This window comes from Streptomyces sp. T12, assembly GCF_028736035.1.
Lineage (GTDB): Bacteria > Actinomycetota > Actinomycetes > Streptomycetales > Streptomycetaceae > Streptomyces.
On the sequence record NZ_CP117866.1, the window covers coordinates 5813396 to 5829934 of the forward strand.

The 16539-nt window shown below is 69.0% G+C and carries 13 protein-coding genes; 8 read left to right on the forward strand and 5 right to left on the reverse strand.

Annotation, left to right across the window (positions count from 1 at the left end):
* The first annotated feature begins 35 nt into the window (after positions 1 to 35).
* Positions 36 to 1178 carry an MFS transporter gene (locus PBV52_RS26180; protein ID WP_274249586.1) on the forward strand — a complete coding sequence of 381 codons (1143 nt, stop codon included), beginning with the start codon at positions 36 to 38 and terminating at the stop codon, positions 1176 to 1178.
* A gap of 310 nt (positions 1179 to 1488) precedes the next feature.
* Complete coding sequence (locus PBV52_RS26185; RefSeq protein WP_274241452.1) at positions 1489 to 2226, forward strand: DUF2637 domain-containing protein; 738 nt, start codon at positions 1489 to 1491, stop codon at positions 2224 to 2226.
* An 11-nt stretch (positions 2227 to 2237) separates the two neighbouring features.
* On the opposite strand, the gene PBV52_RS26190 is transcribed toward PBV52_RS26185, so the two are convergent.
* Positions 2238 to 2534: a zinc-ribbon domain-containing protein gene (locus PBV52_RS26190; RefSeq protein ID WP_274241453.1), complete on the reverse strand. Its 297-nt coding sequence runs from the start codon at positions 2532 to 2534 to the stop codon at positions 2238 to 2240.
* 142 nt (positions 2535 to 2676) lie between these two features.
* Positions 2677 to 4959, reverse strand: coding sequence for a (Fe-S)-binding protein (locus PBV52_RS26195; protein WP_274241455.1), 2283 nt, complete (start codon positions 4957 to 4959; stop codon positions 2677 to 2679).
* A 218-nt stretch (positions 4960 to 5177) separates the two neighbouring features.
* Here PBV52_RS26195 and PBV52_RS26200 point away from each other — a divergent pair, with 218 nt between their 5' ends.
* The 5 genes from PBV52_RS26200 to PBV52_RS26220 all read left to right on the forward strand — a co-directional run bounded on the left by PBV52_RS26200 (position 5178) and on the right by PBV52_RS26220 (position 10507).
* Positions 5178 to 6242: an MraY family glycosyltransferase gene (locus PBV52_RS26200; RefSeq protein WP_274241456.1), complete on the forward strand. Its 1065-nt coding sequence runs from the start codon at positions 5178 to 5180 to the stop codon at positions 6240 to 6242.
* Between the two features lie 94 nt (positions 6243 to 6336).
* Complete coding sequence (dnaK, locus tag PBV52_RS26205; protein ID WP_274241457.1) at positions 6337 to 8193, forward strand: molecular chaperone DnaK; 1857 nt, start codon at positions 6337 to 6339, stop codon at positions 8191 to 8193.
* Complete coding sequence (gene grpE, locus PBV52_RS26210; RefSeq protein WP_274241458.1) at positions 8190 to 8840, forward strand: nucleotide exchange factor GrpE; 651 nt, start codon at positions 8190 to 8192, stop codon at positions 8838 to 8840. Before dnaK ends, grpE begins: the two co-directional genes overlap by 4 nt.
* Before the next feature lie 33 nt (positions 8841 to 8873).
* Positions 8874 to 10055: a molecular chaperone DnaJ gene (dnaJ, locus tag PBV52_RS26215; protein ID WP_274241459.1), complete on the forward strand. Its 1182-nt coding sequence runs from the start codon at positions 8874 to 8876 to the stop codon at positions 10053 to 10055.
* 5 nt (positions 10056 to 10060) lie between these two features.
* Entirely contained in the window at positions 10061 to 10507 is a 447-nt protein-coding gene (locus PBV52_RS26220; RefSeq protein ID WP_274241460.1) for a heat shock protein transcriptional repressor HspR, read from the forward strand.
* Between the two features lie 95 nt (positions 10508 to 10602).
* On the opposite strand, the gene PBV52_RS26225 is transcribed toward PBV52_RS26220, so the two are convergent.
* The 3 genes from PBV52_RS26225 to PBV52_RS26235 all read right to left on the reverse strand — a co-directional run bounded on the left by PBV52_RS26225 (position 10603) and on the right by PBV52_RS26235 (position 15060).
* Positions 10603 to 12645: a PA14 domain-containing protein gene (locus PBV52_RS26225; RefSeq protein ID WP_274241462.1), complete on the reverse strand. Its 2043-nt coding sequence runs from the start codon at positions 12643 to 12645 to the stop codon at positions 10603 to 10605.
* 105 nt (positions 12646 to 12750) lie between these two features.
* Positions 12751 to 13287 carry a hypothetical protein gene (locus PBV52_RS26230; protein WP_274241463.1) on the reverse strand — a complete coding sequence of 179 codons (537 nt, stop codon included), beginning with the start codon at positions 13285 to 13287 and terminating at the stop codon, positions 12751 to 12753.
* 30 nt (positions 13288 to 13317) lie between these two features.
* Positions 13318 to 15060 (reverse strand): PA14 domain-containing protein, encoded by a 1743-nt coding sequence (locus PBV52_RS26235; protein WP_274241464.1) that lies wholly within the window; start codon positions 15058 to 15060, stop codon positions 13318 to 13320.
* Positions 15061 to 15364: 304 nt separating this feature from the next.
* Here PBV52_RS26235 and PBV52_RS26240 point away from each other — a divergent pair, with 304 nt between their 5' ends.
* Entirely contained in the window at positions 15365 to 16483 is a 1119-nt protein-coding gene (locus PBV52_RS26240) for a sugar ABC transporter substrate-binding protein (protein WP_373922026.1), read from the forward strand.
* The last annotated feature ends 56 nt before the right edge of the window (positions 16484 to 16539 follow it).

A 16539-nucleotide genomic window follows, 5' to 3' on the forward strand; every position in this document is an offset into this window, starting at 1 on the left:
CCGCCCCCGCCCCAGCCCCCGCCCCCGCGTCCCAGATGTGGCCCCTCTACGCCGCCGGATTCACCACCGCCTTCGGTGCGCACGGCATCGCCGCCAACCTCGGTGGGTACTCCGAGGACGCCGTGACCTCCCTCCTCGTCCTCGGCGGCCTGCTCGCCCTGTACGACGGGGCCGAGGTGGTGCTCAAACCGCTCTTCGGCACGCTCGCCGACCGGATCGGGGCGCGTCCCGTGCTGCTCGGCGGCCTCGTCGCGTTCGCCGTGGCCTCCGCCGCGTACGTCGTCGCCGACAGCCCCGGCTGGCTCTGGGCCGCCCGTCTCGGTCAGGGCGCCGCGGCCTCCGCGTTCTCGCCGTCCGCGTCCGCACTGGTCGCCCGGCTGAACCCGGCGGCCAAGCACGGGCGGGCGTTCGGCGGTTACGGCTTCTACAAGTCCATCGGCTACACCCTGGGCCCGCTGCTCGGCGGCGTCCTGGTCTGGGCCGGTGGCCTGCGGCTGCTGTTCACGGTGCTGGCGGTGCTCGGCGCGGCGGTCGCACTCTGGGCCGCGCTCGCCGTCCCGCACGTACCCCCGCTGCCCAAGCAGCGGCAGACGGTACTGGACCTGGCCCGGCGCCTGGCCGACCCGGCCTTCCTGCGGCCCACGGCCGCCCTGGCCGGCGCCACCGCCGCGCTCTCCGTCGGCGTCGGCTTCCTGCCGGTCTCCGGCGCCACCGCCGGGCTCGGCACGGTCGCGACCGGCGCCGCGGTGTCGGTGCTGGCGGCCTGCGCGGCCGTCGTACAGCCGAAGGCCGGGCGGGCCCTGGACGACGGCCGCCTCACCGCCCGAGCCGGCCTGACCGCCGGGCTGCTGATCACGGCGGCGGGGCTGGCCTGCGCGATGCTGCCCGGCCTGGCGGGCGTCCTCCTCGCCGCCGTCCTGATCGGCATCGGCACCGGCCTGATCACCCCGCTCGGCTTCGCCGCCCTGGCCGCCTCCACCCCTGCCGAGCGGCTCGGCCAGACCATGGGCTCCGCCGAACTGGGCCGCGAACTCGGCGACGCGGGCGGCCCGCTGCTGGTCGCCGCCGTCGCCTCGGCGGCCACCCTCACCTGGGGCTACGCCGCCCTTGCCGTCCTCCTCGCCACCGGCCCCGCCCTCGCCGTGGCCCGCCGGAACCGAACTGCCGGATATCAATAACAGCGCATCACACATATTCCGAATTTCATCGTCCGGGCCCTGTCGTTGGATATTCCAGATAATCACCGTTGACGGATATTCCCCCGAATGCCAGATGTCCTGCACGGCGTGGCGCTCGTTGATGTGGCGTGACTTGGCGGGAAACACATGTAGATGAGGATCATCCGTTCCGCTTGCGGCAGGCAGTTGATCAGACCGCTGCGGAAGGCATCACGCACTGCTCTGATCTGCTCGATGACTTTCTCAGAACCATCAGCCGTATGGAGAGTGAATATCTTCGGGCGGCGATGGAGGGGGAGAGGTTCTAGGAATGCGCACCGACTACGAGGCGGTCGACGAACAGCCTCATTACACGCAGCAGCTCGACATGCAGAACCTCTGGCACGTCCCTGATTCGACGATCTCGTCGTCGGGCGGCTGGGATCTGGACGAAGAGCTGGCCCAGATGCTGAACACGACGCAGGGCCTGACGATTCCGGGGCTGTCGGCGCAGGGCCTGGATCCTGCTCCTGCTCCGGCTCCCGCCCCACCCTCGCCGGACAGTGACCGGCCCCTGCCCCGCCCGGTCCATCGACGGCGGCCTCAGCCCAGCGCTCACGTCCTTCCCAGAAACCCGAAGATCATCACCGTCGCGGTCCTGGTCACACTCATCACCCTGTGTGCGGGCACGATGCTCACCTGGTCAATTTCGTATTCGTACGATCAGCTGCGTTCCATTGCGCTGCTCGTGGTCTCCCCGAAGCTGGCCCATTGGTGGCCGTTGACGGTGTACGGGCCGTGGCTGCTGGCAGGGCTTTCCATTCTGCGAGCATCCGTTCAGCGCCGAACCGCTCGCCGGTCCTGGGCTGTCATGCTCGTTTCCTCCGGCACGGCGGTGGCTCTGTGCATCGGCCAGTCGCCGCATTCTCTGCTCGCGATGGTGGTCGTCGGAATTCCGCCGATCACCGCCCTGGTCTGCTTTCGCGAGCTCGTCGGCCAGTTCTCGTCGCGGCCCGGCCCCCGGCATGCCGCTGACACGGTGAACGGGCCCAAGCAGCCGAGGTCGTAACCGCGCAGGGGTCAGGACTGGTACGGCTGCTGCGGCTGCCCGTACTGCTGCTGACCGCCGTGACCGCCGCCGGCGACGGCCTGCGTCTGGAGCTGCTCCGCCTGCTCCTTGGTCACCTTCTGCTCGGCGCCGCAGAAGGTGCACTGCGTCGCGTACTTCGTCGAGATCGGGAACAGCGGCACGAAGAACAGCGTGAACTTCGTGACGCGCTTCCTGAGTGTGTGCGCGGAGGGGTTCCCGCAGTGGCCGCACACCAGCGTGAGTATCGCCAGCTGGTAGAGGTAGCCCTTGGTACCGAAAATGATCACGCCTGGGTCCTTCCTGATCAGTTCCTGCCGTGTAGTGGATCGTACGGCTGTGCGCGCCGGCGGGGTGGAATGCGACGGCGGGGTGGAACGCGACGGCGCCCCCTGCCCGATGTGGACAGGGGGCGCCGGGGCGGCCGTAGGGCTACTTCACCGGCTCGGGCTCCGGCTCGCTCTCCGCCTCCGCCGCGTCCTCGGGGTCGACCGGCGTCTTGACCGAGTCCAGCAGCAGCTGGGCGACGTCGACGACCTGGATGGACTCCTTGGCCTTGCCGTCGTTCTTCTTGCCGTTGACCGAGTCGGTCAGCATGACGAGGCAGAACGGGCAGGCCGTCGAGACGATGTCCGGGTTGACCGAGAGAGCCTCATCAACACGCTCGTTGTTGATGCGCTTGCCGATCCGCTCCTCCATCCACATCCGCGCACCACCGGCGCCACAGCAGAAGCCGCGCTCCTTGTGGCGGTGCATCTCCTCGTTGCGGATGCCCGGGACGCTGGCGATGATCTCGCGCGGGGGCGTGTAGATCTTGTTGTGGCGGCCCAGGTAGCAGGGGTCGTGGTAGGTGATGATGCCCTCGACCGGGGTCACCGGGACCAGCTTGCCCTCGTCCACCAGGTGCTGGAGCAGCTGGGTGTGGTGGATGACCTCGTAGTCGCCGCCGATCTGCGGGTACTCGTTGCCGATCGTGTTGAGGCAGTGCGGGCAGGTGGCGACGATCTTCTTCGCCGACTTCGGCTTCTTCGACTCGGGCGTGACGTTGCCCTCGTCGTCCATCTCCTCGCCGAACGCCATGTTCAGAGCCATGACGTTCTCCATGCCGAGCTCCTGGAACAGGGGCTCGTTGCCGAGGCGGCGGGCGGAGTCACCGGTGCACTTCTCGTCGCCGCCCATGATCGCGAACTTCACGCCCGCGATGTGCAGCAGCTCGGCGAAGGCCTTGGTGGTCTTCTTGGCCCGGTCCTCCAGGGCGCCGGCGCAGCCGACCCAGTACAGGTACTCGACCTCGGTGAGGTCCTCGATGTCCTTGCCGACGACCGGGACCTCGAAGTCGAGTTCCTTGAGCCACTCCAGGCGCTGCTTCTTGGCCAGGCCCCAGGGGTTGCCCTTCTTCTCCAGGTTCTTGAGCATCGTGCCCGCCTCGGACGGGAACGCGGACTCGATCATCACCTGGTAGCGGCGCATGTCGACGATGTGGTCGATGTGCTCGATGTCGACGGGGCACTGCTCGACGCAGGCGCCGCAGGTGGTGCAGGACCACAGCACGTCCGGGTCGATGACGCCGTTCTCTTCCACGGTGCCGATCAGCGGGCGCTCGGCCTCCGCGAGGGCGGCCGCGGGGACGTCCTTGAGCTGCTCCTCGGACGCCTTCTCCTCGCCCTCCATCGTCTTGCCGCCACCGGCCAGCAGGTACGGCGCCTTGGCGTGCGCGTGGTCGCGCAGCGACATGATCAGGAGCTTGGGGGAGAGCGGCTTTCCGGTGTTCCAGGCGGGGCACTGCGACTGGCAGCGGCCGCACTCGGTGCAGGTGGAGAAGTCCAGCAGGCCCTTCCAGGAGAACTGCTCGACCTGGGAGACACCGAAGACGTCGTCGTCACCGGGGTCGGTGAAGTCGATCGGCTTGCCGCCGGAGGTCATGGGCTGGAGGGCGCCGAGGGCCGTCTCACCCGTCGCGTTGCGCTTGAACCAGATGTTCGGGAAGGCCAGGAAGCGGTGCCAGGCCACACCCATGTTGGTGTTGAGCGAGACCGTGATCATCCAGATCATCGTCGTGCTCAGCTTGATCATCGCGAACAGGTAGACGAGGTTCTGGAGCGTGGCGACGCTCAGGCCCTTGAAGGCGAGGACCAGCGGGTACGAGGCGAAGTACGCGGCCTCGAAGTGGTCCACGTGGTGCAGCGCGCCCTCGAGCCCGCGCAGGGCGTAGATGGCGAGGCCGATGGTGAAGATGACGTACTCGACGAAGTACGCCTGGCCCATCTTCGAGCCCGCGAACCGCGACTTGCGGCCCGCCCGCGACGGCAGGCTCAGCAGGCGGATCACCATCAGTGTGACGATGCCGAGGGTCGTCATCGCGGCGATGAACTCGATGTACAGCTCGTACGGCAGGAAGCCGCCGATGACCGGCAGCGTCCAGTCGGCCTCGAAGAGCTGGCCGTACGCGGTGATGATCGTCGGCGGCAGCGTCAGGAAGCCGACGGCCACGAACCAGTGGGCGAAGCCGACGATGCCCCACCTGTTCATCCGGGTGTGGCCGAGGAACTCCCGCACCAGGGTCACACTGCGCTGGTAGGGGTTGTCGGTCCGGGTGCCGGCGGGCACGGGCTGGCCGAGCTTGAAGTACCGGACGAACTGGCCGATGGCGCGTGCGAGCAGCGCAACGCCGACCACGGTCAGCACCAGCGACACGATGATCGCGGCGAGTTGCATTTCGGGGCTCCTCGGGCCTGCGAGGGGTGGTTCGAGGGGGTCCTCGACATTACTGAGCGGACATTACTAAGCGGTAACTTAATCAGTCCGTCTGAGACTACCCGCATCCTCTGTCGCACTGTAGCCAGGTGCGGAGTGATGTGAGTCGCTGAGGGTTGCCTTAAGAACCGATCGTGTTATTCGTCCCGAAATGGTATATACGGCACTAACCTAGCCTGGTGCTTTACGGGATCGCAGCCGCCACCACCTCTCTTCTCCTCGCCGCCTTCCTCGCGGCGCTGCTCCGGCTGCCCGCCCTGCGCCTCGGCATCGTCGACCGTCGGCGCCAGCGGCCGCTGCCGTTGCTCGGTGGTGCCGGCGTCGTGCTCGTGACCTGCCTGGTCGTCGCCGCGGGGGAGTGGACGGGCTTCGCCCCGCTGGGTCCCGAGATCGAGCGGCTGCTGATGGCCGCCGGCGCCGTCGCCGTGCTCGGGCTGGTCGCCGACGTGCGGCGGGTGAAGGCGCGGTTCCTGGTCGGCGGTACGGCCGTGGCGGCGGCCTGCGTGGTGCCGTACGCCGAGACGGGCTTCCTGTTGGGCCTGCCGGCCGTCGGCTGGATCGTCCTCGTCGCCGTCGGCTTCAAGGCGCTCGACCATGCGGACGGGCTGGCCGGCACCGTCGGGGTCGTCACCGCCTTCGGTGTCGGGCTGCTGGCGGCGGCCGAGGTGATGGACGAACTGGCCGTGCTGCTCAGCGTGCTGGCCGCCGCCCTGACCGGTTTCCTCATGCACAACTGGCACCCCGCGCGGATCGGGCTCGGGGCGTGCGGGTCCCTGTTCGTCGGGTTCGTGCTGGCGTCGACGGCCGTGATGACCCGTACCGGACACGATCCGGTGTCGAGCGCGGGCGTGCTCTACGCGGTCACCGCGCTGGCCACCGCCGACGTCCTCCTGGTGGCGCTGTCCCGTCGGCTGGCCGGGCGGCCGCTGCTGCGGGGCGGGCCCGACCATCTCGCTCATCGCCTGCGCCGGGTCGGCCTCACCCCGCCGGCCGCGACGGCCCTCCTGGGTCTGGCGGCCTTCGCCGGGGTGCTCGTCGGCGTCCTCGTGCACATGGGATGGATTGCCGAGTCGGGGGTGTTCTGGGTGGGGGCGGGTGCCCTCATCGCCGTATTCGGACTCCTGCTCATCAAGCCGTACGCGCCTCGCCGTCAACCCTCTTTTCCCGTAGGGGGTTCTGTTCGGCCGCCGACACAGGCCACATCTACGCAGGTCAGAGCCCAGTTGCGTGTAAGGAACGGATAAGAGTTGAGTGGGGTCGACTCAGCTCTGTTGACCGGGCGGGGGCCGTCATGCACACTTGAGTCCGTTCCACTCAAGTCAGCTGGAGGAATTCACCATGGCACGTGCGGTCGGCATCGACCTGGGCACGACTAACTCCGTCGTCAGCGTTCTTGAAGGCGGCGAGCCCACCGTCATCACCAACGCAGAGGGCGCCAGGACCACGCCGTCCGTCGTCGCCTTCGCCAAGAACGGCGAGGTGCTCGTCGGCGAGGTGGCCAAGCGTCAGGCGGTCACCAACGTGGACCGGACCATCCGGTCCGTGAAGCGCCACATGGGCACCGACTGGAAGATGGAGCTCGACGGGAAGCCCTTCAACCCGCAGCAGATCTCCGCCTTCATCCTCCAGAAGCTGAAGCGGGACGCCGAGTCCTACCTGGGCGAGAAGGTGACCGACGCGGTCATCACCGTCCCGGCGTACTTCAACGACTCCGAGCGTCAGGCGACGAAGGAGGCCGGCGAGATCGCCGGTCTGAACGTCCTGCGCATCGTCAACGAGCCCACCGCGGCCGCGCTCGCGTACGGCCTCGACAAGGACGACCAGACGATCCTCGTCTTCGACCTTGGTGGCGGCACCTTCGACGTGTCCCTGCTGGAGATCGGCGACGGCGTCGTCGAGGTGAAGGCCACCAACGGTGACAACCACCTCGGTGGTGACGACTGGGACCAGCGCGTCGTCGACTACCTGGTGCAGCAGTTCAAGTCCGGTCACGGCGTGGACCTCGCCAAGGACAAGATGGCCCTCCAGCGCCTCCGCGAGGCCGCCGAGAAGGCCAAGATCGAGCTGTCCTCCTCCACCGAGACCTCGATCAACCTTCCGTACATCACCGCCTCCGCCGAGGGCCCGCTGCACCTGGACGAGAAGCTCACCCGGGCTCAGTTCCAGCAGCTGACGGCCGACCTGCTGGAGCGCTGCAAGACCCCGTTCTTCAACGTCATGAAGGACGCCGGCGTCTCCATCAACGAGATCGACCACGTCGTCCTCGTCGGTGGCTCCACCCGTATGCCCGCCGTCGCCGAGCTCGTGCGCGAGCTGACCGGCGGCAAGGACGCCAACAAGGGTGTGAACCCGGACGAGGTCGTCGCCATCGGCGCCTCGCTCCAGGCCGGTGTCCTCAAGGGTGAGGTCAAGGACGTCCTGCTCCTCGACGTGACCCCGCTGTCCCTCGGTATCGAGACCAAGGGCGGCATCATGACCAAGCTCATCGAGCGCAACACCACGATCCCGACCAAGCGGTCCGAGATCTTCACCACGGCCGAGGACAACCAGCCGTCCGTGCAGATCCAGGTCTACCAGGGCGAGCGCGAGATCGCGGCGTACAACAAGAAGCTCGGGATGTTCGAGCTGACCGGTCTGCCGCCGGCGCCGCGTGGCGTCCCGCAGATCGAGGTGTCCTTCGACATCGACGCCAACGGCATCATGCACGTGACCGCCAAGGACCTGGGCACGGGCAAGGAGCAGAAGATGACCGTCACCGGCGGCTCCTCGCTGCCGAAGGACGAGGTCGACCGCATGCGCCAGGAGGCCGAGCAGTACGCGGACGAGGACCACCGCCGCCGCGAGGCCGCCGAGACCCGCAACCAGGGCGAGCAGCTCGTCTACCAGACGGAGAAGTTCCTCAAGGACAACGAGGACAAGGTCCCCGGCGAGGTCAAGACCGAGGTCGAGGCCGCCGTCGAGGAGCTGAAGACCGCGCTCAAGGGCGAGGACACCGCCGAGATCCGCACGGCCACCGAGAAGGTCGCCGCGGTCTCGCAGAAGGTCGGCCAGGCCATGTACGCCGACGCCCAGGGCGCGCAGGCCGCCGGCGGTCCGGAGGGCGCCACCCAGGGTGGTGCCGGTGCCAAGGCCGCTGACGACGACGTCGTGGACGCCGAGATCGTGGACGACGAGCGCAAGGACGGTGCCGCGTGACGGAGGAGACCCCGGGCTTCGACGAGAAGCCTGACGTCCCCTCCGGCGCCACCTCTGAAGACGCCGAGCCGGCGGCCGCTCCCCAGGAGGGGGCGGCCCCGGCCGGGGACGCATCAGCGCAGATCACCGGTCTGACGGCCCAGCTGGACCAGGTGCGCAAGGCGCTCGAAGAGCGCACCGCGGACCTCCAGCGGCTCCAGGCCGAGTTCCAGAACTACCGCCGCCGCGTCGAGCGCGACCGGATCACGGTCAAGGAGATCGCCATCGCGAACCTCCTGACCGAGCTCCTGCCCGTGCTCGACGACATCGGCCGCGCGCGGGACCACGGCGAACTCGTCGGCGGATTCAAGTCCGTCGGGGAGTCGCTGGAGACCGTCGCGGCGAAGATGGGTCTGCAGCAGTTCGGCAAGGAGGGCGAGCCCTTCGACCCGACGATCCACGAGGCCCTGATGCACTCATACGCGCCGGACGTCACCGAGACGACCTGCGTGGCGATCCTGCAGCCCGGGTATCGCATCGGCGAGCGCACCATCCGCCCCGCGCGGGTGGCCGTCGCCGAGCCCCAGCCGGGCGCGCAGACGGTCAAGGCCGACGAGGCGACCGAGGCGGCCGACGACAAGGAGAGCGGTGGCCCGGACGAGGGCTGACGTTGAACCGAGGAGAGAGGAGGGGCGTCGAGGATGAGCACCAAGGACTTCATCGAGAAGGACTTCTACAAGGTCCTCGGCGTCCCCAAGGACGCCACCGAGGCCGAGATCAAGAAGGCGTATCGCAAACTCGCTCGCGAGTACCACCCGGACGCCAACAAGGGCAACGCCAAGGCGGAGGAGCGCTTCAAGGAGATCTCCGAGGCGAACGACGTCCTCGGTGACCCCAAGAAGCGCAAGGAGTACGACGAGGCACGCGCCCTCTTCGGCAACGGCGGCTTCCGTCCGGGGCCGGGCGGCGCGGGCGGCTCCTTCAACTTCGACCTGGGCGACCTCTTCGGAGGCGGCGCCCAGGGCGGCCAAGGGGGAGCCGGCGGCTTCGGCGGCGGACTCGGTGACGTCTTCGGGGGCCTGTTCAATCGCGGCGGTACGGGCACGACCCGGACCCAGCCCCGGCGCGGCCAGGACATCGACACCGAGGTCAGCCTCAGCTTCACCGAGGCGATCGAGGGCGCGACGGTCCCGCTGCGCATGTCCTCGCAGTCGCCGTGCAAGGCGTGCGCGGGCACCGGCGACAAGAACGGCACGCCGAGGGTGTGCCCGACCTGCGTCGGCACCGGCCAGGTGGCCCGGGGTTCCGGTGGCGGCTTCTCCCTCACCGACCCCTGCCCGGACTGCAAGGGGCGCGGTCTGATGGCCGAGCACCCGTGCCTGGAGTGCAAGGGCAGCGGCCGCGCGAAGTCGTCCAGGACCATGCAGGTCCGCATCCCGGCCGGGGTGTCGGACGGCCAGCGCATCCGCCTGCGCGGCAAGGGCGCACCCGGTGAGCGCGGCGGCCCGGCCGGCGACCTGTACGTGACCGTGCACGTCGAAGCGCACCCGGTGTTCGGCCGCAAGGAGGACAACCTCACGGTGACCGTCCCCGTGACCTTCACGGAGGCGGCCCTCGGCGGCGAGGTCAGGGTCCCCACCCTGGGCGGACCGCCGGTCACCCTGAAACTGCCGCCCGGCACGCCCAACGGCCGCACCATGCGGGCGCGGGGCAAGGGCGCGGTCCGCAAGGACGGCACCCGCGGCGACCTCCTGGTCACCGTCGAGGTGAGTGTTCCGACGGACCTGACGGGGAAGGCTCGTGACGCACTCGAGGCGTATCGCGAGGCGACCGCGGGCGAGGACCCGCGGGCGGAGCTGTTCCAGGCCGCGAAGGGAGCATGAGTCAGATGGACGGTCGTCGACGCAACCCGTATGAACTGACCGAGGAGACCCCGGTCTACGTCATCTCGGTGGCGGCCCAGCTCTCCGGCCTGCACCCGCAGACGCTGCGCCAGTACGACCGTCTGGGCCTGGTGTCTCCGGACCGCACGGCCGGCCGGGGCCGCCGCTACTCGGCCCGCGACATCGAACTGCTGCGCACGGTCCAGCAGTTGTCGCAGGACGAGGGCATCAACCTGGCCGGCATCAAGCGCATCATCGAACTGGAGAACCAGGTCGCCGCGCTGCAGTCCCGAGTGGCCGAGCTTCAGGCCGCCGTCGAAGGGGCCGCGGCGGCGATGCAGCAGCGCGAGGCGGCGGTGCACGCGTCGTACCGCCGGGATCTGGTGCCGTACCAGGAGGTCCAGCAGACCAGCGCGCTGGTGGTGTGGCGGCCGAAGAAGTCCAAGGACTAGGCAGGCACTCAGGCGAAGGGGCCCGGAGGTTCGGCGTGAACCTCCGGGCCCCTCGGCATGCCGTCAGGCATCGGCGGCCTGCGGGTTGCCTCGACTCAGCTGCCGCTGGGCAGGGTGACGGCGGTGGCCACGTCCGTGTACGCCTGAGTGCCGTCCTCCTTGGTGAAGGAGGCCAGGTAGTAGACGGTGGTCCCGGCCGGCGCGGTGGTGTCGGTCCAGTACGGGGTCGTCGCGGGCGTCTGAGTCAGACGGACCCAGGTGTTCGTCGCGCGGTCCCAGCGGTGGACGTGGTAGCCGTCGGCCTCGGTGAAGGACGTGCCGTAGCAGTACGGGTCCACCTGGACGTGGCCCGACTGGTCGACGAAAGAGCCCAGATCGCACGCCGTGGCCGCGGGGGCGGCGGTCGTCGGGCGGAGGTCGAGCTCGGTGACGGAGACCGTGGAGACCGGGTCGCTCCAGTAGGTCCCGTCGCCCTCGGGGTCGCCGATGAACTCCGCGACATTGCCGTAGCGGTCCACGGCGACGACGACGTAGTACTTCTCCTCGCCGTCCGCCGGCATGCGCAGCAGCGTCTCCGACTTGGTGGCGTCCACCGTGCCGATGTAGTCGGGGTGCTGGGACGGATGCGACTGCTCGTAGATCCGGTACTCGGCCAGGTCCTCCACCGGGCTCGGGTCCCAGTCGAGCTTGACGCCGTACTCCAGGGCCTGCGCGGTCAGGTTGGTCACGGCCGGCGGGGCGATCTCGTCGCCCGGGCGGGTGACGAGGATCTCCTGGGAGGCGACGGACCAGCGGCCGTGGATGTCCTTCCGTTTCACCACGTAGGCGTAGGTGGCGCCCTGCTCGCCGTCGTAGTCGGTGCAGCTGCGGACCGTGTTGCCGGCGGCGTCGGTGCTCGTGGCGCGGTCGCGGCAGTTGACGCCCGTCCAGGTGCGGGTGCCGTCGGCCGGGGCGGGCGAGCGCAGGACCGCGTAGGTCTCGGTGTCGTTGTCCGCGGGCTCGCTCCAGCTGATCACCGCGCCGTACGACGGGGTGGTGGCGGTGACCTTCTGCGGCGGGGCGATGGTCGGGACACCGCTCACGACGGTGGAGTAGGTCTGGTTCCAGGCCGCGTCGTAGGCGAGGACCTTGTAGTCGTACGACACGCCGTACAGCGCCGAGGTGTCGGACCAGTTCGTCTCGGTGGTCTCGGGGTGCTCGGTCCAGGCGGTCTCCGAGCTCTTCTTGCTGAAGACGGAGAAGGCGACGGCGTCCGCGGGGGCCGTCCAGGACAGGTTGTTGGCGTCCGCGGTGCTCGTGACCGTCAGCACCGGCGCGGCCGGCGCGGTGAAGTCGGGCGTGGGCACCGGGCCCAGGGCGGCGGTGCCCGCCGACTCGTTGCCCGCCTTGTCGTAGGCGCGGATCTGGTAGACGTACGACTGCCCGGTCGACGGCGGCGTGTCGGAGAAGGTGCGGCTGGTGGTCGTACCGACGCGGGTCCAGGTGCCGGTGCCCGCCGGCGCCCGGTGGACGCGGTAACCCGCGAGGTCCATCTCCTTGTTGGCCGCCCAGCTGAGGGCAGCCGTGTTGCCGGTGGTGCCTGAGACGTACTTCCAGGTGGCCCCGGTCGGCGCCAGCGGCGCCACCTTGTCGTAGGTCGCCGAAGTGCGCGGCGTGTAGGCGAACTTGACGTTGGCCGTGCCGGTCCAGTTGACGTAGTCGACGCGCAGGGTGTGCTTGCCCTGCGGGATGGTGAGGTTGAGCGTCTTGGAGACCGTGGTGGAGGTGTTCTTCCACAGGTCGATCTTGCGGACGCCGTCGAGGTAGACGCGGATGCCGTCCAGACCGGAGGCGGTGAAGGTGAAGGGGCCGCCGGAGCCGAAGTCGCGGGCGACGGTCCAGCGGACGCCGAAATAGTTGCCGGGGAGACCGGATGCCGGGGCGCCCGTCCCCCAGTTCTGGTCGATGACGCTGTCGCAGTCGGTCTTCTTCGGCGTACCGGAGAAGGTGGTGTTCGCGAAGAACTGGCGTTTGAAGACCGGCGAGGTACAGGTCACGGCGGCTGAGGCGGGGGTCGCGAGGGCCGTGAGCAGGCCGCCCGCGGTGGCGAGCACGAGGGCGGTCGCGGTGGCCGCGGTCGTGCGTCTGGCTGGGTTCATGCGGTCCTTCAGTCCTGTTCGGCGACGGCGGTGATCAACCGTCGCCGAACAGACCGGCCGGAACGCCGATTGGTTGTACGGCCCATGTCGTCGGCTGTACCGGTGTCAGGGAATCAGGTCACCGATCGCATCGCCGACCAGCATCCACATCGGCTGTGCGCCCGTGCCGAACGCCGCGGCGAGGGCGTAGCCCAGGGCGGCGTCCGTGGAGTCCGGCTCGATGCCCGGCTCGATGTCCGGCCCGGTTTCCGGACGCCATTCGGCGGTCACTTCCCCGTCGCCCTCGGAGAAGAAGTCCCCCAATCGGCGCCCGTCCCGCAGGAATCGGCTCCCCGGCAACGAGTCGGGCACCAGCCGCCAGACGTGGCCCGCATGCCGGACGTCGACCCGGAACGAACGCCGGGTCAGCCGGCCCTTGGCGGGGTACACGGAGGCTTCCTCGCCGGCGACGGTGAGGGTGAGCCGGCCGCCGTCCCGGGTACCGACGGGGATGTGGTCGTCGGTCTCGGTACCGGCGGCACGGCTCAGCACGATCAGCGGGATCGCCTCGCCCTCGACGACGACTTCGCCGCGCTCGGTGTCCAGGCGGACGGTCAGCGGGCCGAACAGGCTGTCCTCGACAGGGGTTTCGGTGACGGTCATGCGGATGATCCTCGCAGGCCGCCGGCCGGGTCAGGCGGCGGGTGCGGTGACCGTCCAGTCGCCCGCGGGCACGGACTCGGTGCCGTCGGCCTGCACACCGGTCACCCAGTAGTAGGACGTGGTGCCACGCCGCGCGCCGGTGTCGAAGTACGTGAACGCGGCGGCCGGGAGTTCGGCGATCTTCTCGTACGTCGAGGAGGCCGGGTTCCACCGGTAGACGCGGAAGCTCTCCGCGGGGTCGGCGGACTCCTCCTCGCCCGCGCCGAGCCCGGACCACTCAAGCTGGTTGCCCTCGTCGCCCTCCGCGCCCGTGGCCGTCAGGCGCAGCGGTGAGCCCTCGGGCGTCGCCACGCTCGGCGTCATGTCGAGCTCGGTGACCCGCACGGCCTCGACCGGATCGTCGCTCCACTTGTTGGCGGAGTTCCCCTCGTCGTCCACGGCGTCGACGAAGAAGCAGACCTCGTCGCCGTCCGGGAGCGTGGTGTACGCGTAGGAGGTCTCGTCGGGGGAGACGTAGTCCACCAGGCTTGCGGCGCAGACCTGTTCGCCCTCATCGCCCCACAGCTCGCCCCAGTGGATCGTGTAGTGCCGCAAGTCCTGGGCCGGGCTCTTGTCCCAGTCCAGCTGGAAGCCGTACTCGGTCGGGGTGACGCTCAGGCCGGTGACGAGCGGCGGCGGATCGTTGTCCCAGATCCTGCCCCGCTGGGGCTCGGTCCGGGCGGACTCGTTGCCCGCCGCGTCGACGGCCGACACCCGGTAGTAGTACACGGTGCTCTCGACGGCCGAGGTGTCCAGGTAGGAGAGCTGGTCCGTGCTCGCGACCTCGGTGTACGTGCCGTTCTCGCTCGCCGCCCGGAAGACGCGGTACGTCGCCGCGTCCGCGACCTTGTCCCAGCCGACCAGCAGCCCGCCGGTACCCCCGGTCGGGGTCACCTCGCCCGTCGCGCTCGTGATGGTGGGCACGCCGGGCGCGACCCGGTCGACGGTGGTGACGGCCTGGTCCGCCGTACCGGCCGACTCGTTGCCGGCCTTGTCGTGGGCGCGGATCTCGTAGTAGTACGTCGCGCCGGTCACCGGCAGGGTGCTGTCGGTATAGGTGGTGGAGGCGGTCGTCGCGAGGGGCGTGCCGGGGAAGGCGGCGCCCTTGAGGCGGCGGTAGACGCGGTATCCCGCGAGGTCCATCTCCTTGTTCTTCGCCCAGGTCAGCTTGGCCTTGCCGGTCGCCTGGTCGTACGCCACCGAAGTGCCGGTCGGGGCAAGGGGCTTGACCGTGTCGACGGACGCCGTGGTGCGGGGCGTGTAGCCGAACCTGACGTTGGCCGTGCCGGTCCAGTTGGCGAAGTCGACGCGCAGGGTGTGCTGGCCGGACGGGATCGTGACGTTGACCGTCTTGGACACCGTGGAGGAGACGTTCTTCCACAGGTCGATCTTGCGGATGCCGTCGAGGTAGACGCGGATGCCGTCCTGGGCCGAGGCCGCGAAGGAGAAGGGGCCGCCGGAGCCGAAGTCCCGCGTCACGGTCCAGCGGACGGAGAAGTTGTCCTTCGGCAGACCGGTGACGGGAGCCCCGCTCCAGCTCTGGTCGATGGCGCTGTCGCAGTCCGTTTTCTTCGCGGTGCCGGAAAGGGTCGTATTCGCGAAGAACTGCCGCTTGAAGACGGGTGAGGCGCAGGTCACGGCGGCGGACGCGGGGACCGTCGCGAGCAGGGTGCCCGCGGTGGCGAGCACGACCGTCGTGGCAGCAGCGGCGGTCGTACGTCTGGCTGGGTTCATTCGATCCTCTGGTCGGGTGCGGAACAGCGGTCAGGGAGCTGTCCTGATCACGACTCGCGAGGAATGGCGTTGGTTGTACGGATCTTGGTCGACTCTTCGACCAAGGTTCGGTGGAGGGGGTGTAATGGCCGTTTGGAGGCGATCCGTGATGTCTTCACATGCTCAGCGGAGCGTGGTGTTGCGCACTCGTTAAGTAGTTCCGCTTGACGCTGAGGGTCGTCGCCGCGTTGTCTTTTCAGACATCTGGGCGCAATGGCGCGTCCGTGTCCCGAAGGCACCAGAAGTGAGCTCCTCTATGCGTCCCATGCGCCCCCTGCGCCGTACCGCCACAGCCGTGGCCGCCGCGTCGACGATGACCCTTTCGCTGGCCGCGTGCGGGGCACTGGGCGTCACCGGGGACAGCAGTGAGGCGAGCCCGACCAAGGGCAACGACATCACCGTGGGGCTGCTGCTGCCGGAGACGGCGAACACGCGCTACGACAAGTTCGACTACCCCATCATCAGGAGCAAGGTCCAGGAGCTCACGGACAAGCAGGGCCAGGTCGTCTACCTGAACGCCGACGCGGACGCGAAGAAGCAGGCGAGCCAGCTGCAGAAGATGATCGACGACCAGGTCGACGTGATCCTGCTGGACGCCGTCGACGCGCACGCCATCGCCGACGGCGTGCAGAAGGCCAAGGACGCCGGGATCCCGGTCATCGCCTACGACCGCCTGGCCGAGGGACCGATCGACGCCTACGTCTCCTTCGACAACGAACTGGTCGGTGAGGTGCAGGGCCGCACCCTGCTGGAGGCCATGGGCCCGGACGTCGACTCGTCCGACAAGATCGTGATGATGAACGGCTCGCCCACCGACCCGAACGCCAAGCAGTTCAAGGCGGGCGCCCTCTCCGAGCTCAACGGCTCGGTGGACGTCGCCAAGTCCTACGACACCAAGGACTGGAAGCCGGAGAACGCCCAGGCCAACATGGCCCAGGCGATCAAGTCCATCGGCGTGAACAACATCAAGGGCGTCTACTCCGCCAACGACGGCATGGCCGGCGGCGTCATCAAGGCCCTGAAGGCAGCGGGCGTGACCGAACTGCCGCCGATTACCGGGCAGGACGCCGAACTGGACGGCGTCCAGCGGATCGTGAGCGGCGAGCAGTACATGAGCGTGTACAAGTCGTACCCGCAGGAGGCGGAGAGCGCCGCGGAGATGGCCGTGGCCAAGGTCCAGGGCCACGACATCCAGTTCGACTCCCTCACCCAGGACCAGGTCGACAGCCCGACCGACCAGGACATCCGGGCGCTGCTGGTCCCCGTGGTCGCCCTGACCCAGGACAACATCGAGGAGACCGTCGTCGCCGACGGGATCTACCAGCTGTCCGAGATCTGCACCGCCAAGTACAAGGCGGACTGCACGTCCATCGGGCTGAAGTAAGGCCCCTACGGGCGGGTCGGCGAGCAGAGCTCCTCGCTGGAGTTCATGGTCGCCCG

Excerpts from the sequence above, each read along its gene's own strand:
- PBV52_RS26180 (WP_274249586.1), top strand. The coding sequence starts at position 36 with ATGTGGCCCCTCTACGCCGCCGGATTCACCACCGCCTTCGGTGCGCAC.
- PBV52_RS26185 (WP_274241452.1), top strand. The coding sequence starts at position 1,489 with ATGCGCACCGACTACGAGGCGGTCGACGAACAGCCTCATTACACGCAG.
- PBV52_RS26195 (WP_274241455.1), bottom strand. The coding sequence starts at position 4,959 with ATGCAACTCGCCGCGATCATCGTGTCGCTGGTGCTGACCGTGGTCGGC.
- dnaK (WP_274241457.1), top strand. The coding sequence starts at position 6,337 with ATGGCACGTGCGGTCGGCATCGACCTGGGCACGACTAACTCCGTCGTC.
- dnaJ (WP_274241459.1), top strand. The coding sequence starts at position 8,874 with ATGAGCACCAAGGACTTCATCGAGAAGGACTTCTACAAGGTCCTCGGC.
- PBV52_RS26220 (WP_274241460.1), top strand. The coding sequence starts at position 10,061 with ATGGACGGTCGTCGACGCAACCCGTATGAACTGACCGAGGAGACCCCG.
- PBV52_RS26225 (WP_274241462.1), bottom strand. The coding sequence starts at position 12,645 with ATGAACCCAGCCAGACGCACGACCGCGGCCACCGCGACCGCCCTCGTG.
- PBV52_RS26230 (WP_274241463.1), bottom strand. The coding sequence starts at position 13,287 with ATGACCGTCACCGAAACCCCTGTCGAGGACAGCCTGTTCGGCCCGCTG.
- PBV52_RS26235 (WP_274241464.1), bottom strand. The coding sequence starts at position 15,060 with ATGAACCCAGCCAGACGTACGACCGCCGCTGCTGCCACGACGGTCGTG.
- PBV52_RS26240 (WP_373922026.1), top strand. The coding sequence starts at position 15,365 with ATGCGCCCCCTGCGCCGTACCGCCACAGCCGTGGCCGCCGCGTCGACG.